Source organism: Isoptericola sp. MSGPD8_1_ISO-PGPR-S23-394 (assembly GCF_058072785.1).
In genome coordinates, this window is sequence record NZ_CM176517.1 from 3,712,923 (window position 1) to 3,729,482 (window position 16,560).

Sequence of the window (16,560 nt, forward strand, 5' to 3'; positions counted from 1 at the left end):
CGGTGCTACCGGTCCATCGCGGTCTCGACGAGCCCCGCGAGCTCGTCGAGCGCGACCTGGGGCTCCGACTGGCCGAGGAGCGCCGCTTCGACGGCGGGAGCGAAGTCACCGCGGACCTCGAGCCACTCGGCCGGTCCGCCCTCACGCTTCGCGACCTCGAGGTTCTCCATGGAGAACTGGACGAACCGGTTGGACTCCACGTAGTCGCTGTCGAGAAGCTCGGTCAGTGCGGGCACGTTGCCGCGCTGCTCGTTGGCGGCCAGGGCGGGCCCGGGGCTGGCCAGGAACTCGAGGAAGGCCTGTGCGGCCTCCGGGTTCTGCGAGGTGGCCGAGCGAGTGGCGAACGTTCCGCCGAAGAACATGCCGGACCCCCCACCTTCGATCACGAAGGGCTCGAGCTTGTCCAGCGCCTCGGGGTCGGCCTCGAGACCCTGCGTCCACAGGTTGTTGTGGGCGATGCCCATCGCGGCGCGCCCGTTGAGCAGGGGGTTCACAGCGGCGTCCGGGGAGGAGAACCCGATGTCCTCGACCTCGTGCTCGTTGATGAGGTCGGTCATGAGCTGCAGTGCTGAGACGCCCTCCGGACCGTTGAAGGCCGGCTCTGTCACGTCTTCGTTGAACAGGTCCCCACCGGCGGAGAAGAGCATCGTCTCGAAGGCCTGTCGCGGGTCGAGGGAGAGCATGTCGAAGCCGGCCCGCTCGAGCGTCCCGTCGTCGGCTCGGACCGTCAAGGTCTCGGCGATCTCGACGAGCTCGTCCCAGGACGACGGCGGGGAGTCGTAGCCGGCCTCCTCGAGCAGCTCCATGTTGGCGACGCCGTACCGGGTGTCGAGCATGATGGGCACGCCGTAGACGCCGCCGTCCCACGTGCCGGCGTCGACGATCGCCGGCGTGTAGGTCTCCAGCAGCTGGTCCTCCGTCAGCCCGAGCTCGCTGAGGTCCGCCAGCAGCCCACGGTCGGCGAAGCCCTCGATCCAGCCGACACCCATCATCATGACGTCCGGCACCGCGCCGGAGACGGCGGCGGTGGTGAGCTTCTCGTTGAGGTTGCCGTAGGTGGTGTAGTCCACGGACACCGTGACGTCCGGGTACTCCTCGTAGAACTGCGGCAGAAGCTCGTCCTCGAGGAGCTGCTGACCATCGGTTCCTTCGAAGATCGGGGTGAGCAGCGTGATGTCGCCGGAGACCTCGCCTCCGTCCCCGCCAGCGGTGTCCGTGGTCGTGCCCGAGCTGCAGGCGGTGATGCTCAACGCGACGGCGGCGAGGGCTGCGGCGCCCGTGAACCGTCGGCGGTTCTGACTCTTGATGATCATCGTTGATCCTTCACGTTGTGCGGTCGGCTGGTGTCGGACGACTCCGCCGTGGCGACGATGCCGGTGTAACGATGCACAAAACTAGGCACATCGAGGCACCCGCGTCAACTCCCGGTCGACTGCGCAGCAGTCACGACTTTCGAACCGCGTCCGTCCAGCCGTCGGCCTGATCTCGGCTAGGATGACTGCAACGATGCACAGTTCGTGCACCACCGATGACGTTGGAGGAAGCGTGGCACGCGTGACGATCCAGCAGGTCGCAGCCACCGCAGGGGTCTCTCCCAGCACGGTCTCGAACCTGTTGAACGGCCGGACGAACCGGATGGTGCCGGCGACCAAGGACCGCATCGAACGGGCGATCGCCGACCTCGGCTACCGCCCTAACCGTGCCGCGCGCCAGCTGCGGACCGGGCGCACGCAGACCGTCGGTCTCATCGTGCCCTCCGTCGGCAACCCCTTCTGGGGCGCGTTCGCCCGCGAGCTCGAGGTCGCAGCCCTGGCCGCGGGATGCAACGTGCTCCTCTGCAACAGCGAGCGCGACCCGGACCGCGAGCGCCGCTACGTCGAGGAACTCTGGGAGGACGGTGTCCGCGGCATCGTCCTGTGCTCTTCCCTGCCGACGCTCGACCATCTCGCCGACATCGTCCGGCGCGGCCTGCGCCTGGTGACCTTCGACCGTCCGGCCCAGGCCGGCGACCCGGAGGAGGTCGTCAGCGTCAGCATCAACAACCACGTCGGCGGATTCCTCGCGACGTCCCACCTGACCGGGCTCGGTCACGAGCGGCTGACCTTCGTCTCCGGCTCGCTGGCCGCGGTGAACCGGACCGGCCGGTTCCGCGGCTTCTGCACAGCGCTCGAGGCCGTCGGTCTCGACCCCGGCGCGATGCCGACGTGGACCGCGGGCGACGGTGCCCCGTTCGGGGACGTGGAGGCCGCGCAGGTGGGACGCCAGGCCGCCCACGACCTGTTCTCCGGTTCGACGGAAGCACCCACCGGGATCGTCGCGATCAACGACATGACGGCGCTCGGGTTCTGCCGCGGCCTGCGTGACCAGGGCTTGCACGTCGGCACGGACGTCTCGGTGGTCGGGTTCGACGACATCATCCTGGCCGAGCTGTACGACCCGCCGCTGACCTCGGTGCGCCAGCCCATCGCGCGGATGGCGTCACTCAGCCTCGACGAGGCGCTCAAGGAGGACGACCGCGAGCCCGGCCGCTCGGTGCTGCTGCGCCCGGAGCTGGTCGTGCGTGAGTCCACTGCCGCCCCTGCCGCCCTCGCGCCCTCAGATTCCACCAGCGAGGACGGGGTGCTCCGATGAGGATCGTCCGTCTGGGCCCGCCCGGCCGGGAACGGCCCGCCGTCGTCGTCGGACCCGACGCCTACGTCGACGTGAGCGACCTGCTGGCCGACGTCGACGCCACGACGTTGCCCGGCGGCCTGGCCTGGCTGGGCGAGCACGTCGAGGACCGCGTCGCCGCGGGCCGGGCAGCACCGCTCGGCGACCGCCGGATCGGCGCCCCGGTGGCCCGTCCGCACCAGATCCTGTGCGTCGGCCTGAACTACCGGGACCACGCCGAGGAGATCGGGGCGGACGTGCCCGAGCTGCCGCTGGTGTTCTCGAAGTCCCCGAACACCCTGGTCGGGCCGCACGACGACGTCCGCGCGCCACGCGGTTTCAGCCGCCTCGACTGGGAGGTCGAGCTGGGCGTGGTGGTCGGCCGCCGGGCGAGCTATCTCGACGGTCCCGAGCAGGCGCGCGAGCACGTCGCCGGTTTCGTGGTGTGCCACGACGTCAGCGAACGCGCCTTCCAGGACGACCACGGCGGACAGATCCTCAAGGGCAAGTCGGCCGAGACGTTCAACCCCTGCGGTCCCTGGCTGGTCACGCCCGACGAGATCGACGACGTCTCCGCGCTGGGCATGTGGCTGGACGTCTCCGGGACACGCCGCCAGACGGGCAGCACGGCCACCATGGTGTTCGACCCGTACGAGATCCTGTGTCATCTGAGCCAGTACATGGTGCTCGAACCCGGTGACCTGGTGAACACGGGCACGCCACCGGGGGTGGCGAACGGGATGGCCGACCCGGCGTGGCTGCAGCCCGGTGACATCGTGGAGCTGGGCATCGACGGCCTGGGCTCGCAGCGTCAGCGCGTGGTCGCGCCTCGATGAGTCCGCCGTCCGCTCCGGTCCTGACGGTCGGGGAGACCATGGTGCTCGTCGGCAGCACCCGCCCGGAGCCGCTCCGGCACAGCACCCTCATGTCGCTCGGCATGGGCGGCGCGGAGAGCAACGTGGCGATCGGCCTGCGCCGGCTGGGCGCTCCGTCGGCCTGGATCGGGCGCATCGGCACCGACTCGGCGGGTGATCTGGTCGAGCGCCTGCTGCGCGGCGAGGACGTCGCGACGACCTGCTTGCGCGACGACGAAGCCCCGACGGGGCTGATGCTCAAGGAGCGGCGTTCCACCATGGAGACTCGGATCTGGTACTACCGGGCCGGGAGCGCCGGGTCCCGCCTCGCCACGGGTGACGTACCCGACGAGGCGGTCCGGTCGGCCGCGACGGTGCACCTGACCGGTATCACCCCCGCGCTCTCGTCGTCGGCGCTCGAACTCACGCTGGACCTCGTGGAACGCGCCGAGAAGTTCGGCGTGCCGCTCTCGTTCGACCTGAACTACCGCTCGTCGCTCTGGACGCCCGAAGCGGCCCGGGACGTCTACGCCCGCATCGTGCCGCGCTGCGCGGTGGTCTTCGCCGGCCTGGACGAGGCAGCGCTGCTCGGGTGCAGCGGGAACGACGCCGACGCCGCCGCCCGCGAGCTGCACGCCCTCGGCGCACGGACCGCCGTCGTGAAGCGCGGACCGGACGGCGCCGTCGCCGCGACCGAGGACGGCATGTTCTCCGCGCCGGGCGTACCGGTCGAGGTACGGGACACGGTCGGTGCCGGGGACGCGTTCGTGGCCGGGTTCCTCGCGGACCGGATCGCGGGACGGGACGTCCCGACGGCCTTGGCCACCGCGGCCGCCGTCGGCGCGTACGCCTGCACCGGGGACGGGGACTGGGAGGTCCTCCCCCGCCGGGACGAGCTCGACCGCCTGACCGGCAGCGAACCCGTCACGCGGTAGCACGGCCCTGCGCCCAGAAGATCGTCGCTGCCCGTTCCTCGGTGCATCGTTACATTCCAAGATGCTCCAGCACGGCCCACGCTTCGAAGAACATCACCCTCGACTCTTGCTCTAGCGCGCCGTCGGTGCCAGAGTCTGACCATGATCCGATGGCGAATCGTTGCACCACAGTCCGTGGCCGCCCTGCTCGCGGCCGCTCTCGGCATCGGTCTCGGGGGCCCCGCCGCGGCCACCACGACCGACCACACCACCGCTGTCACCGCCCCGCCGCCCGCGGAGGCGACCGGCGCACCCGACCACTGGACCGTCGAGTCGGTCCGCGCCCTGAGCAGCGACGGCAACCTGCCCGAGTTCGCCGTCGACGACGACCCGGCGACCCGCTGGTCGTCCCTGACCGAGAGCCCCGAGGAGCCCCAGTGGCTCGTCCTCGATCTGGGTGAGGTCCGGTCGGTCGGCTACCTGGGCATCGCCTGGCACAAGGGTGAGCAGCGCCAGTCCCTCTACGAGGTCGAGGTCTCGACCGACGGATCGACCTGGCAGCCCGCCGCCCAGGACCAGGCCAGCTCGGGAACCTCGTCGAACCTCGAACCGGTCGTCCTGGGCGGTGACGCGACCAGCGGCTCCGAGGCCCGCTACGTGCGCTACCTCGGTCTCGGCAACAGCGTCTCGGGCTGGAACAGCGTCACCGAGATCCGCGTCTACCCGCCGAACCCGGACGGCGCCGTCGTCGACGACCTCTCCGGGCTCCTTCCGACCCCCGACCCGGACGCGAAGCCCTGGACCGAGCCCGGGCTGGTCACCCCCGCAGGGGACCGGTTCCGACCCCAGGAGCCCGGCGAGGCGACCGGCCGGACCATCGACGTCCGTGACCACGGCGCCGACCCCGCCCCGCAGTCGGGTGACGACGCCGCGGCGATCCGTGCCGCTCTCGCCGACGCCCAGCCCGGTGACGAGGTCTACCTGCCCGAGGGCACGTACGACCTGGAGAGCACCGAGGCCGCCGACCCGACCACCCACGTGGCGCTGCGCACCGGCGTCGACCTCCGCGGCGACGGTGCGCGCACCGTCCTGAGATCGGCGTTCACGCCCGAGACGCATTCCGGCAAGGTGCTGCGCGGCTACGGCGTCCAGGACGTCCGGATCAGCGACCTGACGGTGAGCTCGACCTACGACGGCCCGCTGCCCACCGACCACCAGGACGACGCCGCCGGTGGCGGCCCCGCCTACGGGATCGTCGTGGCGAACCTCGGCTCCCGGGCGAGCCAGCAGGTGCTCGTCGAGGACGTCGTCGTCGAGCGCTTCCAGAAGATGGGTGTGCGCATCGAGAAGAGCCGCGAGGTCACCGTGCGGGGCAGCACCTTCCGCGACGCCACCAGCGTCGGCGGCGGCGGCAACGGCTACGGCATCTCCATCCAGGGCACCGCCGGCAAGGACCGCTACGCGTACACCGACGACTCCCGGCACAACGTGGTCGTCGACAACGAGTTCGACGGCACGCACCTGCGCCACAGCATCCTGCTGCAGTACTGGACCCACAACAACCTCGTCGCGCGCAACACCATCGACGGCGGCGTGCTCGACGCCATCGACATGCACGGCGAGGACGAGTACCTCAACGAGGTCCGGCACAACAAGATCACCGACGTGCAGGCTGCGGCGATCGCGCTCGGCAACACCGGCGGCACGGCCACGCAGCACGACGCCGCGGGTCCGGGGAACTGGATCCACAGCAACGTGCTGCAGAACAACCGTGAGGGCATCCTGCTGATCCTCGGCACCCCCGACACCCTGGTGGAGCGCAACGTGATCACCCGTGGTCGCGGCGATCACGTGCGCTCCGGCATCGAGGTGCGCAACGCCCCGGGAACAGTGGTGCGGCACAACACCGTGCTGGCCAACCGGGCCGACGGGTTCTGGGGCATCCACCTCGCCGAGGACCCGGGCGACGACGGTCACGCGAGCGGAGTGCCCACCGACGTGGTGCTCGAGCAGAACCTCGTGGTGGGGAACACCGGCGGCGTCCGGATCGACACCGGCCAGGACATCCGGCTCACGGACAACAAGATCCGGGGCAACCGCCAGGACACGCAGATCGACGACGGCGCCGGAGTGACGGTCGAGTAGCCGTCGGTCACCAGGTGTCGACGACGTGGTGCATGGCGGCGAGGTAGCTCCTGATCTCCTCGGGCGGCGCCCCGGACCGCATGACGACGTGCAGACCGAGCAGGTGGGTCGTGAGCAGGTCGGTCCGGAGCCGCAGCACCGCGTCGTCGTCCGGCGTGCCCGACAGGGTGCGCTGCACGAGGGTGCCGAGCACGTCGTGCATACGCAGCCGGTAGTCGGCGCCGAAGTCGTAGCCCGGCAACGTGCCGCGCAGCTCGTTGGACGCCATCACCATGAGGCAGCCGTCGCGGCCGCGTTCGGATTCCGCGTCAGCGCCGAGGAGGTCCAGGAACCGATGGACGCCGCCGACGCCGGGCCCGGACCGATCGACCAGGGCGGCGAACATCTCCATCCGCTCGCGCAGGTAACGCCGCAGCACCGTCGCGAAGAGCTCTTCCTTGCTGCCGAACGTTCGGTACAGGCTCGGCTTGTGGACCCCACTGGCCACCACGAGGTCGGTCATCGAGGTCTGTCCGTAGCCCTGTCGCCAGAAGAGCGCCGTGAGCTCGGCGAGGACGACCTCCTCGTCGAATGACCGGGGGCGACCGGCGGGGGCCTTCTCCTGCGTGCCCATCGGTCCATCCTACGAGCGCCGGCGCTGCCGAAGGGCGCGAGGCCGGGGAGATCCACCGCACACCGCGCGCTTGCGTTATTGAGTACCGATCGGTACAGAATGGGAGGCCGCAGGCACAGACGACAAGGAGAACCCCATGGTCGACTTCACGCTGCACGACGAGGAAACCGCCCCGGCCGAGAGCCAGGAACTGCTGGCCACCTCGAAGCAGAACTTCGGGCGCGTCCCCGGACTCCACGCGGTGATGGCCGAGGCTCCCGGACTGCTCGAGGGCTACCAGAAGCTCCACGGCCTCTTCCAGAACTCCACCAGCTTCGACGCCGACGAGATCACGGTCGTCTGGCAGTCGATCAACGTCGAGCACTCCTGCCACTACTGCGTGCCCGCCCACACGGCGATCGCCAAGGGCATGGGCGTCGACGACGAGATCATCGACGCGCTGCGTGACGGCACGCCCCTGCACGAGCCCCGCCTCGAGGCGCTGCGCACGTTCACGCTGGCCATGGTCCGCGAGCGTGGCGAGGTCGACGACGCCACCGTCCAGACCTTCCTCGACGCCGGGTTTACCCAGCGTCAGGTGCTCGAGATCGTGCTCGGCATCGCCCAGAAGGTGATGTCGAACTACACCAACCACCTGGCCCGGACGCCGATCGACGAGCCCAACCGCAAGTACGAGTGGAAGGGCACCGTCGTCCCGAGCTGACGCCGGCCATCACCTCGAAGGGCCCGGGCCCCGCGCACGTCGGGGCCCGGGCCCCTCGCGTGCGCCACCGCACAGGCACCGCCCGGACGAGGCCGACGATCGGAGCCGATGGTCAGCCACGTCGATGCATCGTTTCACTACAATCACTACCGCTGGCCATCGGCCCGCTGGAGGCGCAGGGATGCGTGAGGAGCGATTTCACCAGGCTTTTTACTTCCACTCTGATCACCTCAGCCCTCCCTGTTGACAGTTCGCCAGGGCACGCTTAGGTTCACTAGTGAGATCTCTGGTGCAGCGATGCACCACCGTGTGGCCATCAGGACGGAGCCGTCCCCCTCGCCGACGAAGGGAGCTTTGCTCGGCGGCTCCGGCAGTGCAGAGGTCGTCATGGGTGCGGGCGAGCCCTCCCCACCACGTCAACGACGACATGGCGGAGACGTGCCGACGGGCACGCCTTCCGACGACCGCCGACGGCGAACGACCTCAGACGTCCAGGGCGACCATCCGAGAGGAACCGCACCATCATGAGACTCCACCGCAAGCACGGCCTCGCGGCCACCATGCTCGCCACGACCGTCTTCGTCGCTGCTCAGCTGGGCGGCATCGGCAGCGCGACCGCCGCCGACCCGTGCGACTACCCGGCCCAGCAGGTCGACCTGGAGAACTGGAAGGTCACCCTTCCGACCGGTTCGGGCAACTCCCCCACGGAGATCAAGCAGCCCGACCTCGAAGACTTCTCGGTCGCGCCGTGGTTCCAGGTGAACAGCAAGTGCACCGGCATCCAGTTCCGCGCCGCGGTCAACGGGGTGACCACCTCGGGCTCGGGCTACCCCCGTTCCGAGCTGCGCGAGATGACCGACGGCGGGACCGAGCGGGCCGCCTGGTCCTCGACGTCCGGCACCCACACCATGACGTTCCGCACGGCCGTCAACCACCTGCCCGAGGACAAGCCGCACGTCGTCGTCGGGCAGATCCACGACGGTGACGACGACGTCACGGTGTTCCGTGTGGAGGGCAACAACCTCTACATCACCGAGGGCAACGACACCCACCACAAGCTCGTGACCAGCAACTACCAGATGCACCAGGTGTTCGAGGGCAAGTTCGTCGTCAGCGACGGCGAGATCGAGGTCTACTACAACGGAGTGCTCCAGACCACGATCGACCACGCGAAGTCCGGCAACTACTTCAAGGCCGGCGCCTACACCCAGGCCAACTGCGACAACTCCTCACCCTGCAACGACTCCAACTACGGCCAAGCCACCCTCTACAAGCTCAACGTCACCCACTCCTGATCTGACCTGACCAGGATCCGACGCCGTCGGGTGCAGCCAGCAGGCTCGCACCCGGCGGCGTCGTCGCGACCTCAGTGCCTCGGCGCCGCCGTGGACTCCCGCACCACGAGGCTCGTCGCGAGCTCGGTGCGCAGCGTGTGCCCGCTGCCGCTCCGCGCCCGGTGCACCAGGTCGACGGCGGTGGCGCCCATCTCGGCGAGCGGCTGCCGGACGGTGGTCAGCGGCGGATCGATCCACGGTGCCACGGGCAGGTCGTCGAACCCGACGAGCGAGACGTCGTCGGGCACCGCGAGCCCCTTCTCCCGCAGGGCGTGCAGCGCCCCGAGCGCGGTGTCGTCGCTGCTGGTGAAGATCGCGGTGGGCGGGTCGGCCAGGGCCAGGAGCCGCTGCACCCCGTCGTACCCGGCCGTCACACCGTAGGGGCCGTCCACGACGAGGTCGTCGTCGACCTCGACCCGCGCCTGGAGCAGGGCGGCCCGGTATCCGGCCAGACGGGCGATGGCGTTGTCCTGCTCCAGCGCGCCCGTGATGGTGGCGATGCGGCGGTGACCCAAGGACAGCAGGTGCGCCGTGGCCTCCAGCCCGCCCTGGAAGTTGGTCGCGCTGACGGACAGCATGCCTTCCGGCGGTCGCTGCCGCGGGTCGACGACGACGAGCGGCGTCTCGGAGTCGGCGAGCGCACGGCGGGCATCGGCGTCGGGCACGGCGACGACGCTGACCAGCCCGTCCGTGCCGCGTTCGAGCGCATGCCGTACCCAGGCGCTGCAGTCGTCGGGGTCGGGTTCGACGGCGAGGACGACGTCCAGGCCCAGGCGGCGCCCTCCGGCGACGGCACCGCGGACCACGGCCTCGGACCACGTCCCCTCCAGATCGACGATCCGGACGTCGATCATCCCGGTGGCGCGCCGACGCCGCGGACGCAGCGTGAAGCCGTGGCGGTGCAGGACGGCGGTGACCCGCTCGCGAGTCGCGCTGGCGACGTCCGTGCGCGAGTTGAGCACCTTCGACACCGTCGGCACCGAGACCCCGGCCTCGGCGGCCACGACGGCGAGCGGCACGTCCGGTCTCTCGGCCGCCATGCCTCCTCCTTCTTCGACCGTTTCCGAAACCCGGATGCTACCTCAATCGCTGTTCTGTCGTTGACATGACCTCGTCGGCGCTCTATTGTCGCCGAGCAATTTCGAGTGTAGGTTCCGAAATTTCGACGGATCAACGAAGGAGTGACCGTGAACAGCACCGCACGCCGCGCCGCCGCGGCGACCGCCTCGACACTCGTCCTCACGCTCGGGCTGACGGCCTGCGGGCGCGACGACGGCGACACCGGTTCGGCCGGCTCCGACAGCGGTACCGACATCGAGATCTCCGAAGGACCTGCGTCGGGGACCATCGAGGTCTGGGCCATGGGCACCGAGGGCGAGCTCCTGCCCGAACTGGCCGAGCAGTTCGAGACCGACAACCCTGACGTCACCGTCGAGGTCACGCCCGTGCCCTGGGACTCCGCGGTCCAGAAGATCAACACCGCGATGGCCACCGGCGAGGTCCCTGACGTCCTGCAGGCAGGCACCACCCTGATGAGCGGGTTCGTCGAGCTGGGCGGGCTGGCCGAGACGCCCGACAGCATCGACTCGTCGGCGTTCTTCCCGGGCGCCTGGGAGACCACCGTCGTCGACGGCACCTCCTACGGCGTCCCCTGGTACGTCGAGACCCGGGTGCTGTACTACCGGACCGACCTCGCCGAGCAGGCCGGCGTCGACGAGCCGCAGAGCTGGGACGAGCTCACGGCGTTCGCCGCCGGGATGCAGGACACGGGCGCCGAGCACGGCATCGCCCTGCAGACCAACGGCGAGGGCACCGCGCTCATGTACTTCCCCTTCTACTGGCAGGCCGGCGGCGAGATCACGGACGACGCCGGCGAGTTCACGCTCGCGGACGACGCCCAGGTCGCGGCGCTCGACTACTACTCCTCCTTCATGGCCGACGGCTTGGCCCCGCAGAGCCTCGTCGAGGACGAGAAGGTCCAGGACTTCATCGACGGCGAGCTCGGCGCGTTCGTGTCGGGACCGTGGGAGCGCTCGAACCTGCTCACCACCGCGGGTGACGACTTCGCGGACAAGTTCTCCGTCACCGCCCTGCCCGCCGACGAGCAGGCCGCCTCGTTCATCGGCGGCTCCAACCTCGCCGTGACCGCCGAGGCCGCCAACCCCGACGCCGCCTGGAAGTTCGTCGAGTTCGCCACCGAACCCGACGTCCAGGTCGACTGGTTCGATATCTCCCACGACCTGCCCGCCGTCCAGGCCTCCTGGGACGACGAGACGCTGGCCGGCGACGAGTCGCTCGCCGTCTACGGCGAGGCGCTCGAGACCGCCCGCTCCACCCCGGCACTGCCCACCTGGTCCGAGATCGAGCACGAGCTGAACCTCATCATCGAGCAGGTCGTGAACGGCCAGCTCGACCCCGCCGAGGCCGCCCAGCAGATGCAGGACGCCGCCGACTCCGTCGGCACCGGGCTGGGCTGAGCCGTGGCCCAGAGCACCGAGGTTCGACCGGTCTCCGGCGGTCCCGCGACGCGTGGCCGCCGCCCGGAGAGCGCCCGACGCCGCCGGCGCGGCTACGCGGCCTGGGGGTTCGCGCTGCCGTTCACCGTCCTGTTCGCCCTCTTCATGATCCTGCCGGTGGGCGCCTCGCTGTACATGGCGTTCACCGACATGCGCGGCGCCGACCTCCGGTCCCCGCTGGCGGTGAACTTCATCGGCCTCGACAACTTCGTCACGGCGGTCACCGACCCGCAGTTCCAGCAGGCCGCCGGCAACACCGTCTACTTCGTGGGGGTGGCGATGCCCCTCACCCTCGGTGTCGCACTGCTGCTCGCCGCGCTGCTCAACTCGGGTCTCACCTGGTTCCGGTCGGTCTTCCGCGTCGGGTTCTACGCCCCGGTGGTGACCTCCATCGTCGCGGTCGCCGTCGTCTGGCGCTTCCTGCTGCAGCCCGACTTCGGGCTCATCAACACCGTGCTCGGCACCGTGGGGATCGACGGGCCCGACTGGCTCACCGATCCCACCTGGGCGATGCCGTCGCTCATCATGCTCGCCGTCTGGCGCAACGTCGGCTTCTCCATGGTCATCTTGCTGGCCGGGCTGCAGGGCATCCCCAAGGACCTGTACGAGGCGGCGGCCCTCGACGGTGCGGGAGGGGTGCGCACCTTCCGGTCCGTGACCGTTCCCCTCCTGCGCCCGACGCTGCTGTTCTGCGCCGTGATGACCGGCATCGCCTACCTGCAGTTCTTCGAGGAGCCGTTCGTCATGACCCAGGGCGGCCCGCTCGGTGCCACCAACTCCGTGGCCTACGAGATCTACAACCAGTTCGGGTTCGGCGACTACGGCCTGTCCGCCGCGATGAGCTACCTGCTGTTCGTCGCCATCGCGATCCTGTCCTTCGTCCAGTTCCGCCTGCTGCGGCCCAAGAACTGACCGGGCAGCGAGAGGAGCACCCGTGACCACCACACCCCTGCCCCCGGTGGCGACCGACGCCGCGCCGGACGTCGCGTCCGAGCAGCGCACCCGCGGCGAGCGACGTCGCCTGTTCACCCCCCGCGCGTTGCTGCTCAACGGCGCGCTGCTCGTCGGGCTCGCCGCCTCGCTCGGTCCCCTGATCTGGATGGTCCTGTCCTCGGTCAAGCCCGAGGGCGAGATCCGCCAGTTCCCACCGACGCTGATCCCGCAGGACGTGACGCTGGAGAACTACACCGCGCTCTTCGACCGGATGAACTTCCCGCAGTTCTTCCTGAACTCCGTGATCGTGGCGCTCGCCGTGACCGTCGGGGCGGTCCTGTTCAGCGCGATGGTCGGCTACGCGCTGGCCAAGATCGACTTCCCCGGCCGCAAGGCGCTGTTCCTGCTGATCATGGCCACCCTCATGGTGCCCGGGACCATCACCTTCGTGCCGCTGTTCGTCCTGGTGGCCAACCTCGACCTGATCAACACCTACGCGGCACTCATCCTGCCGTTCCTCGCCGCCCCGTTCGGGGTGTTCCTCATGCGCCAGTTCATGCTCGACATCCCCGACGAGCTGCTGGACGCCGCACGGGTCGACGGCGCCGGCGAGTTCCGCACCTTCTTCCGCATCGTGCTGCCCCAGACCGGCCCCGCGCTGGCCACGCTCGGGATCCTGACCTTCCTCGGGTCCTGGAACAACTTCCTGTGGCCGCTCGTGGCGGTCCAGTCCGCCGACATGTACACCCTGCCCGTCGCCCTCGCCCTGTACTCCACCGGCCAGAACACCGTGCAGTACGGGCTGCTGCTCGCCGGCGCGACCGTCATCGTGACGCCGATCCTCGTCGTCTTCCTCGTGCTGCAGCGCCGCATCATCCAGGGCATCGCCACCACCGGCATCAAGTAAGGAGCACCCCCGTGACCCACGCGATCACGCTGCCCGCCGCCCCCGACTTCCGCTGGGGCGCCTCCACGGCGGCTCACCAGATCGAGGGCGGCAACGTCAACAGCGACTGGTGGGCCAAGGAGCACCAGCCCGGCACCCTGTGCGCCGAGAGCTCCGGCGACGCCGTCGACAGCTACCACCGCTACGGCGAGGACATCGGCCTGCTGGCCGACGCCGGGCTGAACGCCTACCGCTTCTCCGTGGAGTGGGCGCGCATCGAACCCGCCGAGGGCGAGGTCTCCCGCGCCCAGCTCGACCACTACCGCCGCATGATCGACACCTGCCTGGCCGCCGGCGTCACGCCGATCGTCACGCTGCTGCACTTCACGTTGCCGCGCTGGTTCGCGGAGCGCGGCGGATGGCTGGCCCCGGACGCCGTGGACACCTACACCCGGTACGTCGAGACGGTCGCGACGATCCTCGACGACGTCGACCAGGTCGTCACCATCAACGAGCCCAACATCACCTCGATGATGCTGGGCGCGAGCCGCCGCACCAACCTCGACGCCGCCGGGCTGGCCGCCCCCGACCAGGAGGCGTCCGAGGTCCAGGCCAAGGCCCACCGCCGCGCCGTCGAGCTCCTCCACGGGCTCGGACACGTGCGCGCGGGCTGGTCCATCGCCAACCAGGTGTTCCAGGCCGCCCCCGGGGCGGACGAGGCGCGCGACGCGTACGCCTACCCACGCGAGGACTTCTTCCTCGAGGTGGCCCGCGACGACGACTTCGTCGGCGTGCAGAGCTACCTGCGCACGATCATCGGGCCCGACGGCGAACCCGTCCCGTTCGGCGACGACGTCGAGAAGACGCTCACCGGCTGGGAGTACTATCCGCAGGCCCTCGGTGAAGCCCTGGAGTACTCCCACCGGATCACCGGCGGCGTGCCCATGCTGGTCACCGAGAACGGCATGGCGACCGACGACGACGCCCGCCGCATCGACTACACCCGCGACGCCCTGGCCTCCATGGCCCGCGCCATGGAGAACGGCTGCCGGGTCGAGGGCTACCTGCACTGGTCGCTGCTCGACAACTACGAGTGGATGTCCGGCTTCCGCCCGACCTTCGGGCTGATCGCCGTCGACCGGAGCACGTTCGTGCGTGCCCCCAAGCCGAGCCTCGCCTGGCTCGGGAAGGTGGCGCGCACCGGAAGCCTCCCGGCCGCCTGACCGGCGCCCGGGAGAGGGTGCCGCCGCCGCACCCGGTGGCGGCACCCGCACGTTTCGCACGACGACGACGTTGAGGAGACGACCCATGACCAGACGACGGACCACCGTGGCCGCCCTGGCGGCCGCAGGCGTGGCGCTCGCCGCGAGCGCCACGATCCCGGCGAGCGCCACGATCCCGGCGAGCGCCGCGAGCACCGGAGGGGCCGGCGCCGAACGCGTCCACCCCGCCGTGGAGGGACAGGATCGAGGCAGGCACGACGACGGCCACCGCGGCAGGCAGCAGCGCTTGCTGGAGCAGTGGACGCAGGACACCTGGACCTCGTTCGAGGCCCTCGTCGTCGACGAGACCGGCCTGCCCGACGACAACATCGGCGGCGACCTCAGCCCCGACAGCCGCGGCGGGTACACGTCACCGACCAACATCGGCGCCTACCTGTGGAGCACGGTCGTCGCCCGTGACGCCGGGCTGATCGAGGACGATGAGGCCCACGACCGCATGGCCACCACGCTGGAGACCGTGGCTGGACTCGAGAAGCACGATCCGAGCGGCATGTTCTACAACTGGTACGACCCGGCCACGGGCGCCAAGCTCGATGAGCTGGGCGAGGACGACCCGGTCGAGCAGTTCCTGTCCAGCGTGGACAACGGCTGGCTCGCCACCGGCCTGCTGCTGGCAGCGAACGCCGAGCCGTCGCTCGCCGACGAGGCGGACGCGGTGCGCGAGCAGATGGACTTCGGCTGCTTCTACGACCCGGAGGTGAACCAGATCCGTGGGGGGTTCTGGGACACCGACCAGGACGACCCGAACCTGCCCGTGGACGACTACTGCGGCATGGGCACCGACGTCTGGTACACCGGCCACCACTACGGCGCGTTCAACACCGAGCCGCGCATCGCGTCCTACCTGGGGATCGCCGAGGGACAGATCCCTGCCGAGCACTACTTCGGCCCGGTGCGCACCTTCGAGCCGACCTGCGACTGGTCGTGGACGGAGACCGACGCGTCCGGTGAGTGGAAGAACTACCTGGGTGTGGACGTCTTCGAGGGCACGCTGCCCTACCGCGGCATGGACATCGTGCCGACCTGGGGCGGCAGCATGTTCGAGGCGCTCATGGTGCCGCTGTTCGTGCCGGAGGAGGAGTGGGGCCCGGACTCCTGGGCCGTCAACCACCCGCTGTACGTGCAGGGGCAGATCGAGCACGGGCTGAAGGAGGCCGACTACGGCTACTGGGGCTTCTCGCCGTCGAACGACCCGGCCGGGGGCTACCGTGAGTACGGCGTCGACCAGCTCGGCATGGACGGTCCGGGGTACACCTCCGACCAGGAGCGCACCACGGTGGAACAGCCGTACGAGGGCTGCCGGGAGGGTTCCGAGGCGCCGACGGAGTACGGCGACGGCGTCGTCACCCCGCACGCCTCGTTCCTCGCGCTGCGGTACGCCCCGCAGGAGGCGGTCAAGAACCTGCGCAAGATCGCCCGCGACTTCGACGCCTACGGTCCGGGCGGGTTCTACGACGCCGTCGCGGTGCGCTCCGGGCAGGTCTCCGAGCGCTACCTCGCGCTCGACCAGGGCATGATCATGGCCGCACTCGGCAACGCGCTGGCCGACGACTCGGTCCGCGGCTACGTCTCCGACGGCGCGGTCGAGGACTCGCTGCGTCCCCTGATGGAGATGGAGGAGTTCACCGCCTCCGGCCGGGAACCGTCGCACGGGAAGTGACGACGGGGGTCCGCCGCTGGCGGGCGGTCCCCGGGAGGTGCGCCTCCCGGGGACCGTCCGTCGCGACGAC

General features: G+C 70.1%; 14 protein-coding genes. 11 read left to right on the top strand and 3 right to left on the bottom strand.

Features of this window, described 5'->3' with window-relative positions:
• Positions 1-5 precede the first annotated feature (5 nt).
• Positions 6-1,313, bottom strand: a complete 1,308-nt coding sequence (locus AC3RJ8_RS17100; RefSeq protein WP_489713750.1) for an ABC transporter substrate-binding protein — start codon at positions 1,311-1,313, stop codon at positions 6-8.
• A 241-nt stretch (positions 1,314-1,554) separates the two neighbouring features.
• On the opposite strand from AC3RJ8_RS17100, the gene AC3RJ8_RS17105 reads away from it, so the two are divergent.
• The 4 genes from AC3RJ8_RS17105 (at position 1,555) to AC3RJ8_RS17120 (ending at position 6,562) form a co-directional block, all read left to right on the top strand.
• On the top strand, positions 1,555-2,631 hold the full coding sequence (locus AC3RJ8_RS17105) for a LacI family DNA-binding transcriptional regulator (protein WP_489713751.1): 1,077 nt from the start codon (positions 1,555-1,557) through the stop codon (positions 2,629-2,631).
• A complete protein-coding gene (locus tag AC3RJ8_RS17110) occupies positions 2,628-3,485 on the top strand; it encodes a fumarylacetoacetate hydrolase family protein (RefSeq protein WP_489713752.1) in 858 nt (285 codons plus the stop codon). The genes AC3RJ8_RS17105 and AC3RJ8_RS17110 overlap by 4 nt, the downstream gene beginning before the upstream one ends.
• Complete coding sequence (locus AC3RJ8_RS17115; protein WP_489713753.1) at positions 3,482-4,438, top strand: sugar kinase; 957 nt, start codon at positions 3,482-3,484, stop codon at positions 4,436-4,438. Before AC3RJ8_RS17110 ends, AC3RJ8_RS17115 begins: the two co-directional genes overlap by 4 nt.
• Positions 4,439-4,579: 141 nt before the next feature.
• The gene (locus AC3RJ8_RS17120) at positions 4,580-6,562 is read left to right on the top strand and encodes a right-handed parallel beta-helix repeat-containing protein (RefSeq protein WP_489713754.1); all 1,983 of its coding nucleotides are present in this window, start codon (positions 4,580-4,582) and stop codon (positions 6,560-6,562) included.
• A 7-nt stretch (positions 6,563-6,569) separates the two neighbouring features.
• Here the strand turns inward: AC3RJ8_RS17120 and AC3RJ8_RS17125 are convergent, their stop codons facing one another.
• A complete protein-coding gene (locus AC3RJ8_RS17125) occupies positions 6,570-7,175 on the bottom strand; it encodes a TetR/AcrR family transcriptional regulator (RefSeq protein WP_489713755.1) in 606 nt (201 codons plus the stop codon).
• A 136-nt stretch (positions 7,176-7,311) separates the two neighbouring features.
• On the opposite strand from AC3RJ8_RS17125, the gene AC3RJ8_RS17130 reads away from it, so the two are divergent.
• Complete coding sequence (locus AC3RJ8_RS17130; RefSeq protein WP_489713756.1) at positions 7,312-7,878, top strand: carboxymuconolactone decarboxylase family protein; 567 nt, start codon at positions 7,312-7,314, stop codon at positions 7,876-7,878.
• Positions 7,879-8,402: 524 nt separating this feature from the next.
• Entirely contained in the window at positions 8,403-9,173 is a 771-nt protein-coding gene (locus tag AC3RJ8_RS17135) for a polysaccharide lyase family 7 protein (protein ID WP_489713757.1), read from the top strand.
• A 71-nt stretch (positions 9,174-9,244) separates the two neighbouring features.
• Here AC3RJ8_RS17135 and AC3RJ8_RS17140 read toward each other — a convergent pair whose 3' ends face one another.
• Positions 9,245-10,252 (bottom strand): LacI family DNA-binding transcriptional regulator, encoded by a 1,008-nt coding sequence (locus AC3RJ8_RS17140; RefSeq protein ID WP_489713758.1) that lies wholly within the window; start codon positions 10,250-10,252, stop codon positions 9,245-9,247.
• Positions 10,253-10,399: 147 nt separating this feature from the next.
• Here AC3RJ8_RS17140 and AC3RJ8_RS17145 point away from each other — a divergent pair, with 147 nt between their 5' ends.
• The 5 genes from AC3RJ8_RS17145 (at position 10,400) to AC3RJ8_RS17165 (ending at position 16,490) form a co-directional block, all read left to right on the top strand.
• On the top strand, positions 10,400-11,689 hold the full coding sequence (locus AC3RJ8_RS17145; protein ID WP_489713759.1) for an extracellular solute-binding protein: 1,290 nt from the start codon (positions 10,400-10,402) through the stop codon (positions 11,687-11,689).
• A gap of 3 nt (positions 11,690-11,692) precedes the next feature.
• Positions 11,693-12,640 (top strand): carbohydrate ABC transporter permease, encoded by a 948-nt coding sequence (locus tag AC3RJ8_RS17150; RefSeq protein ID WP_489713760.1) that lies wholly within the window; start codon positions 11,693-11,695, stop codon positions 12,638-12,640.
• Positions 12,641-12,662: 22 nt separating this feature from the next.
• Positions 12,663-13,568 (top strand): carbohydrate ABC transporter permease, encoded by a 906-nt coding sequence (locus AC3RJ8_RS17155; protein WP_489713761.1) that lies wholly within the window; start codon positions 12,663-12,665, stop codon positions 13,566-13,568.
• An 11-nt stretch (positions 13,569-13,579) separates the two neighbouring features.
• Complete coding sequence (locus AC3RJ8_RS17160) at positions 13,580-14,770, top strand: glycoside hydrolase family 1 protein (RefSeq protein ID WP_489713762.1); 1,191 nt, start codon at positions 13,580-13,582, stop codon at positions 14,768-14,770.
• An 85-nt stretch (positions 14,771-14,855) separates the two neighbouring features.
• Positions 14,856-16,490: a glucoamylase family protein gene (locus AC3RJ8_RS17165; protein WP_489713763.1), complete on the top strand. Its 1,635-nt coding sequence runs from the start codon at positions 14,856-14,858 to the stop codon at positions 16,488-16,490.
• Positions 16,491-16,560: the final 70 nt, after the last annotated feature.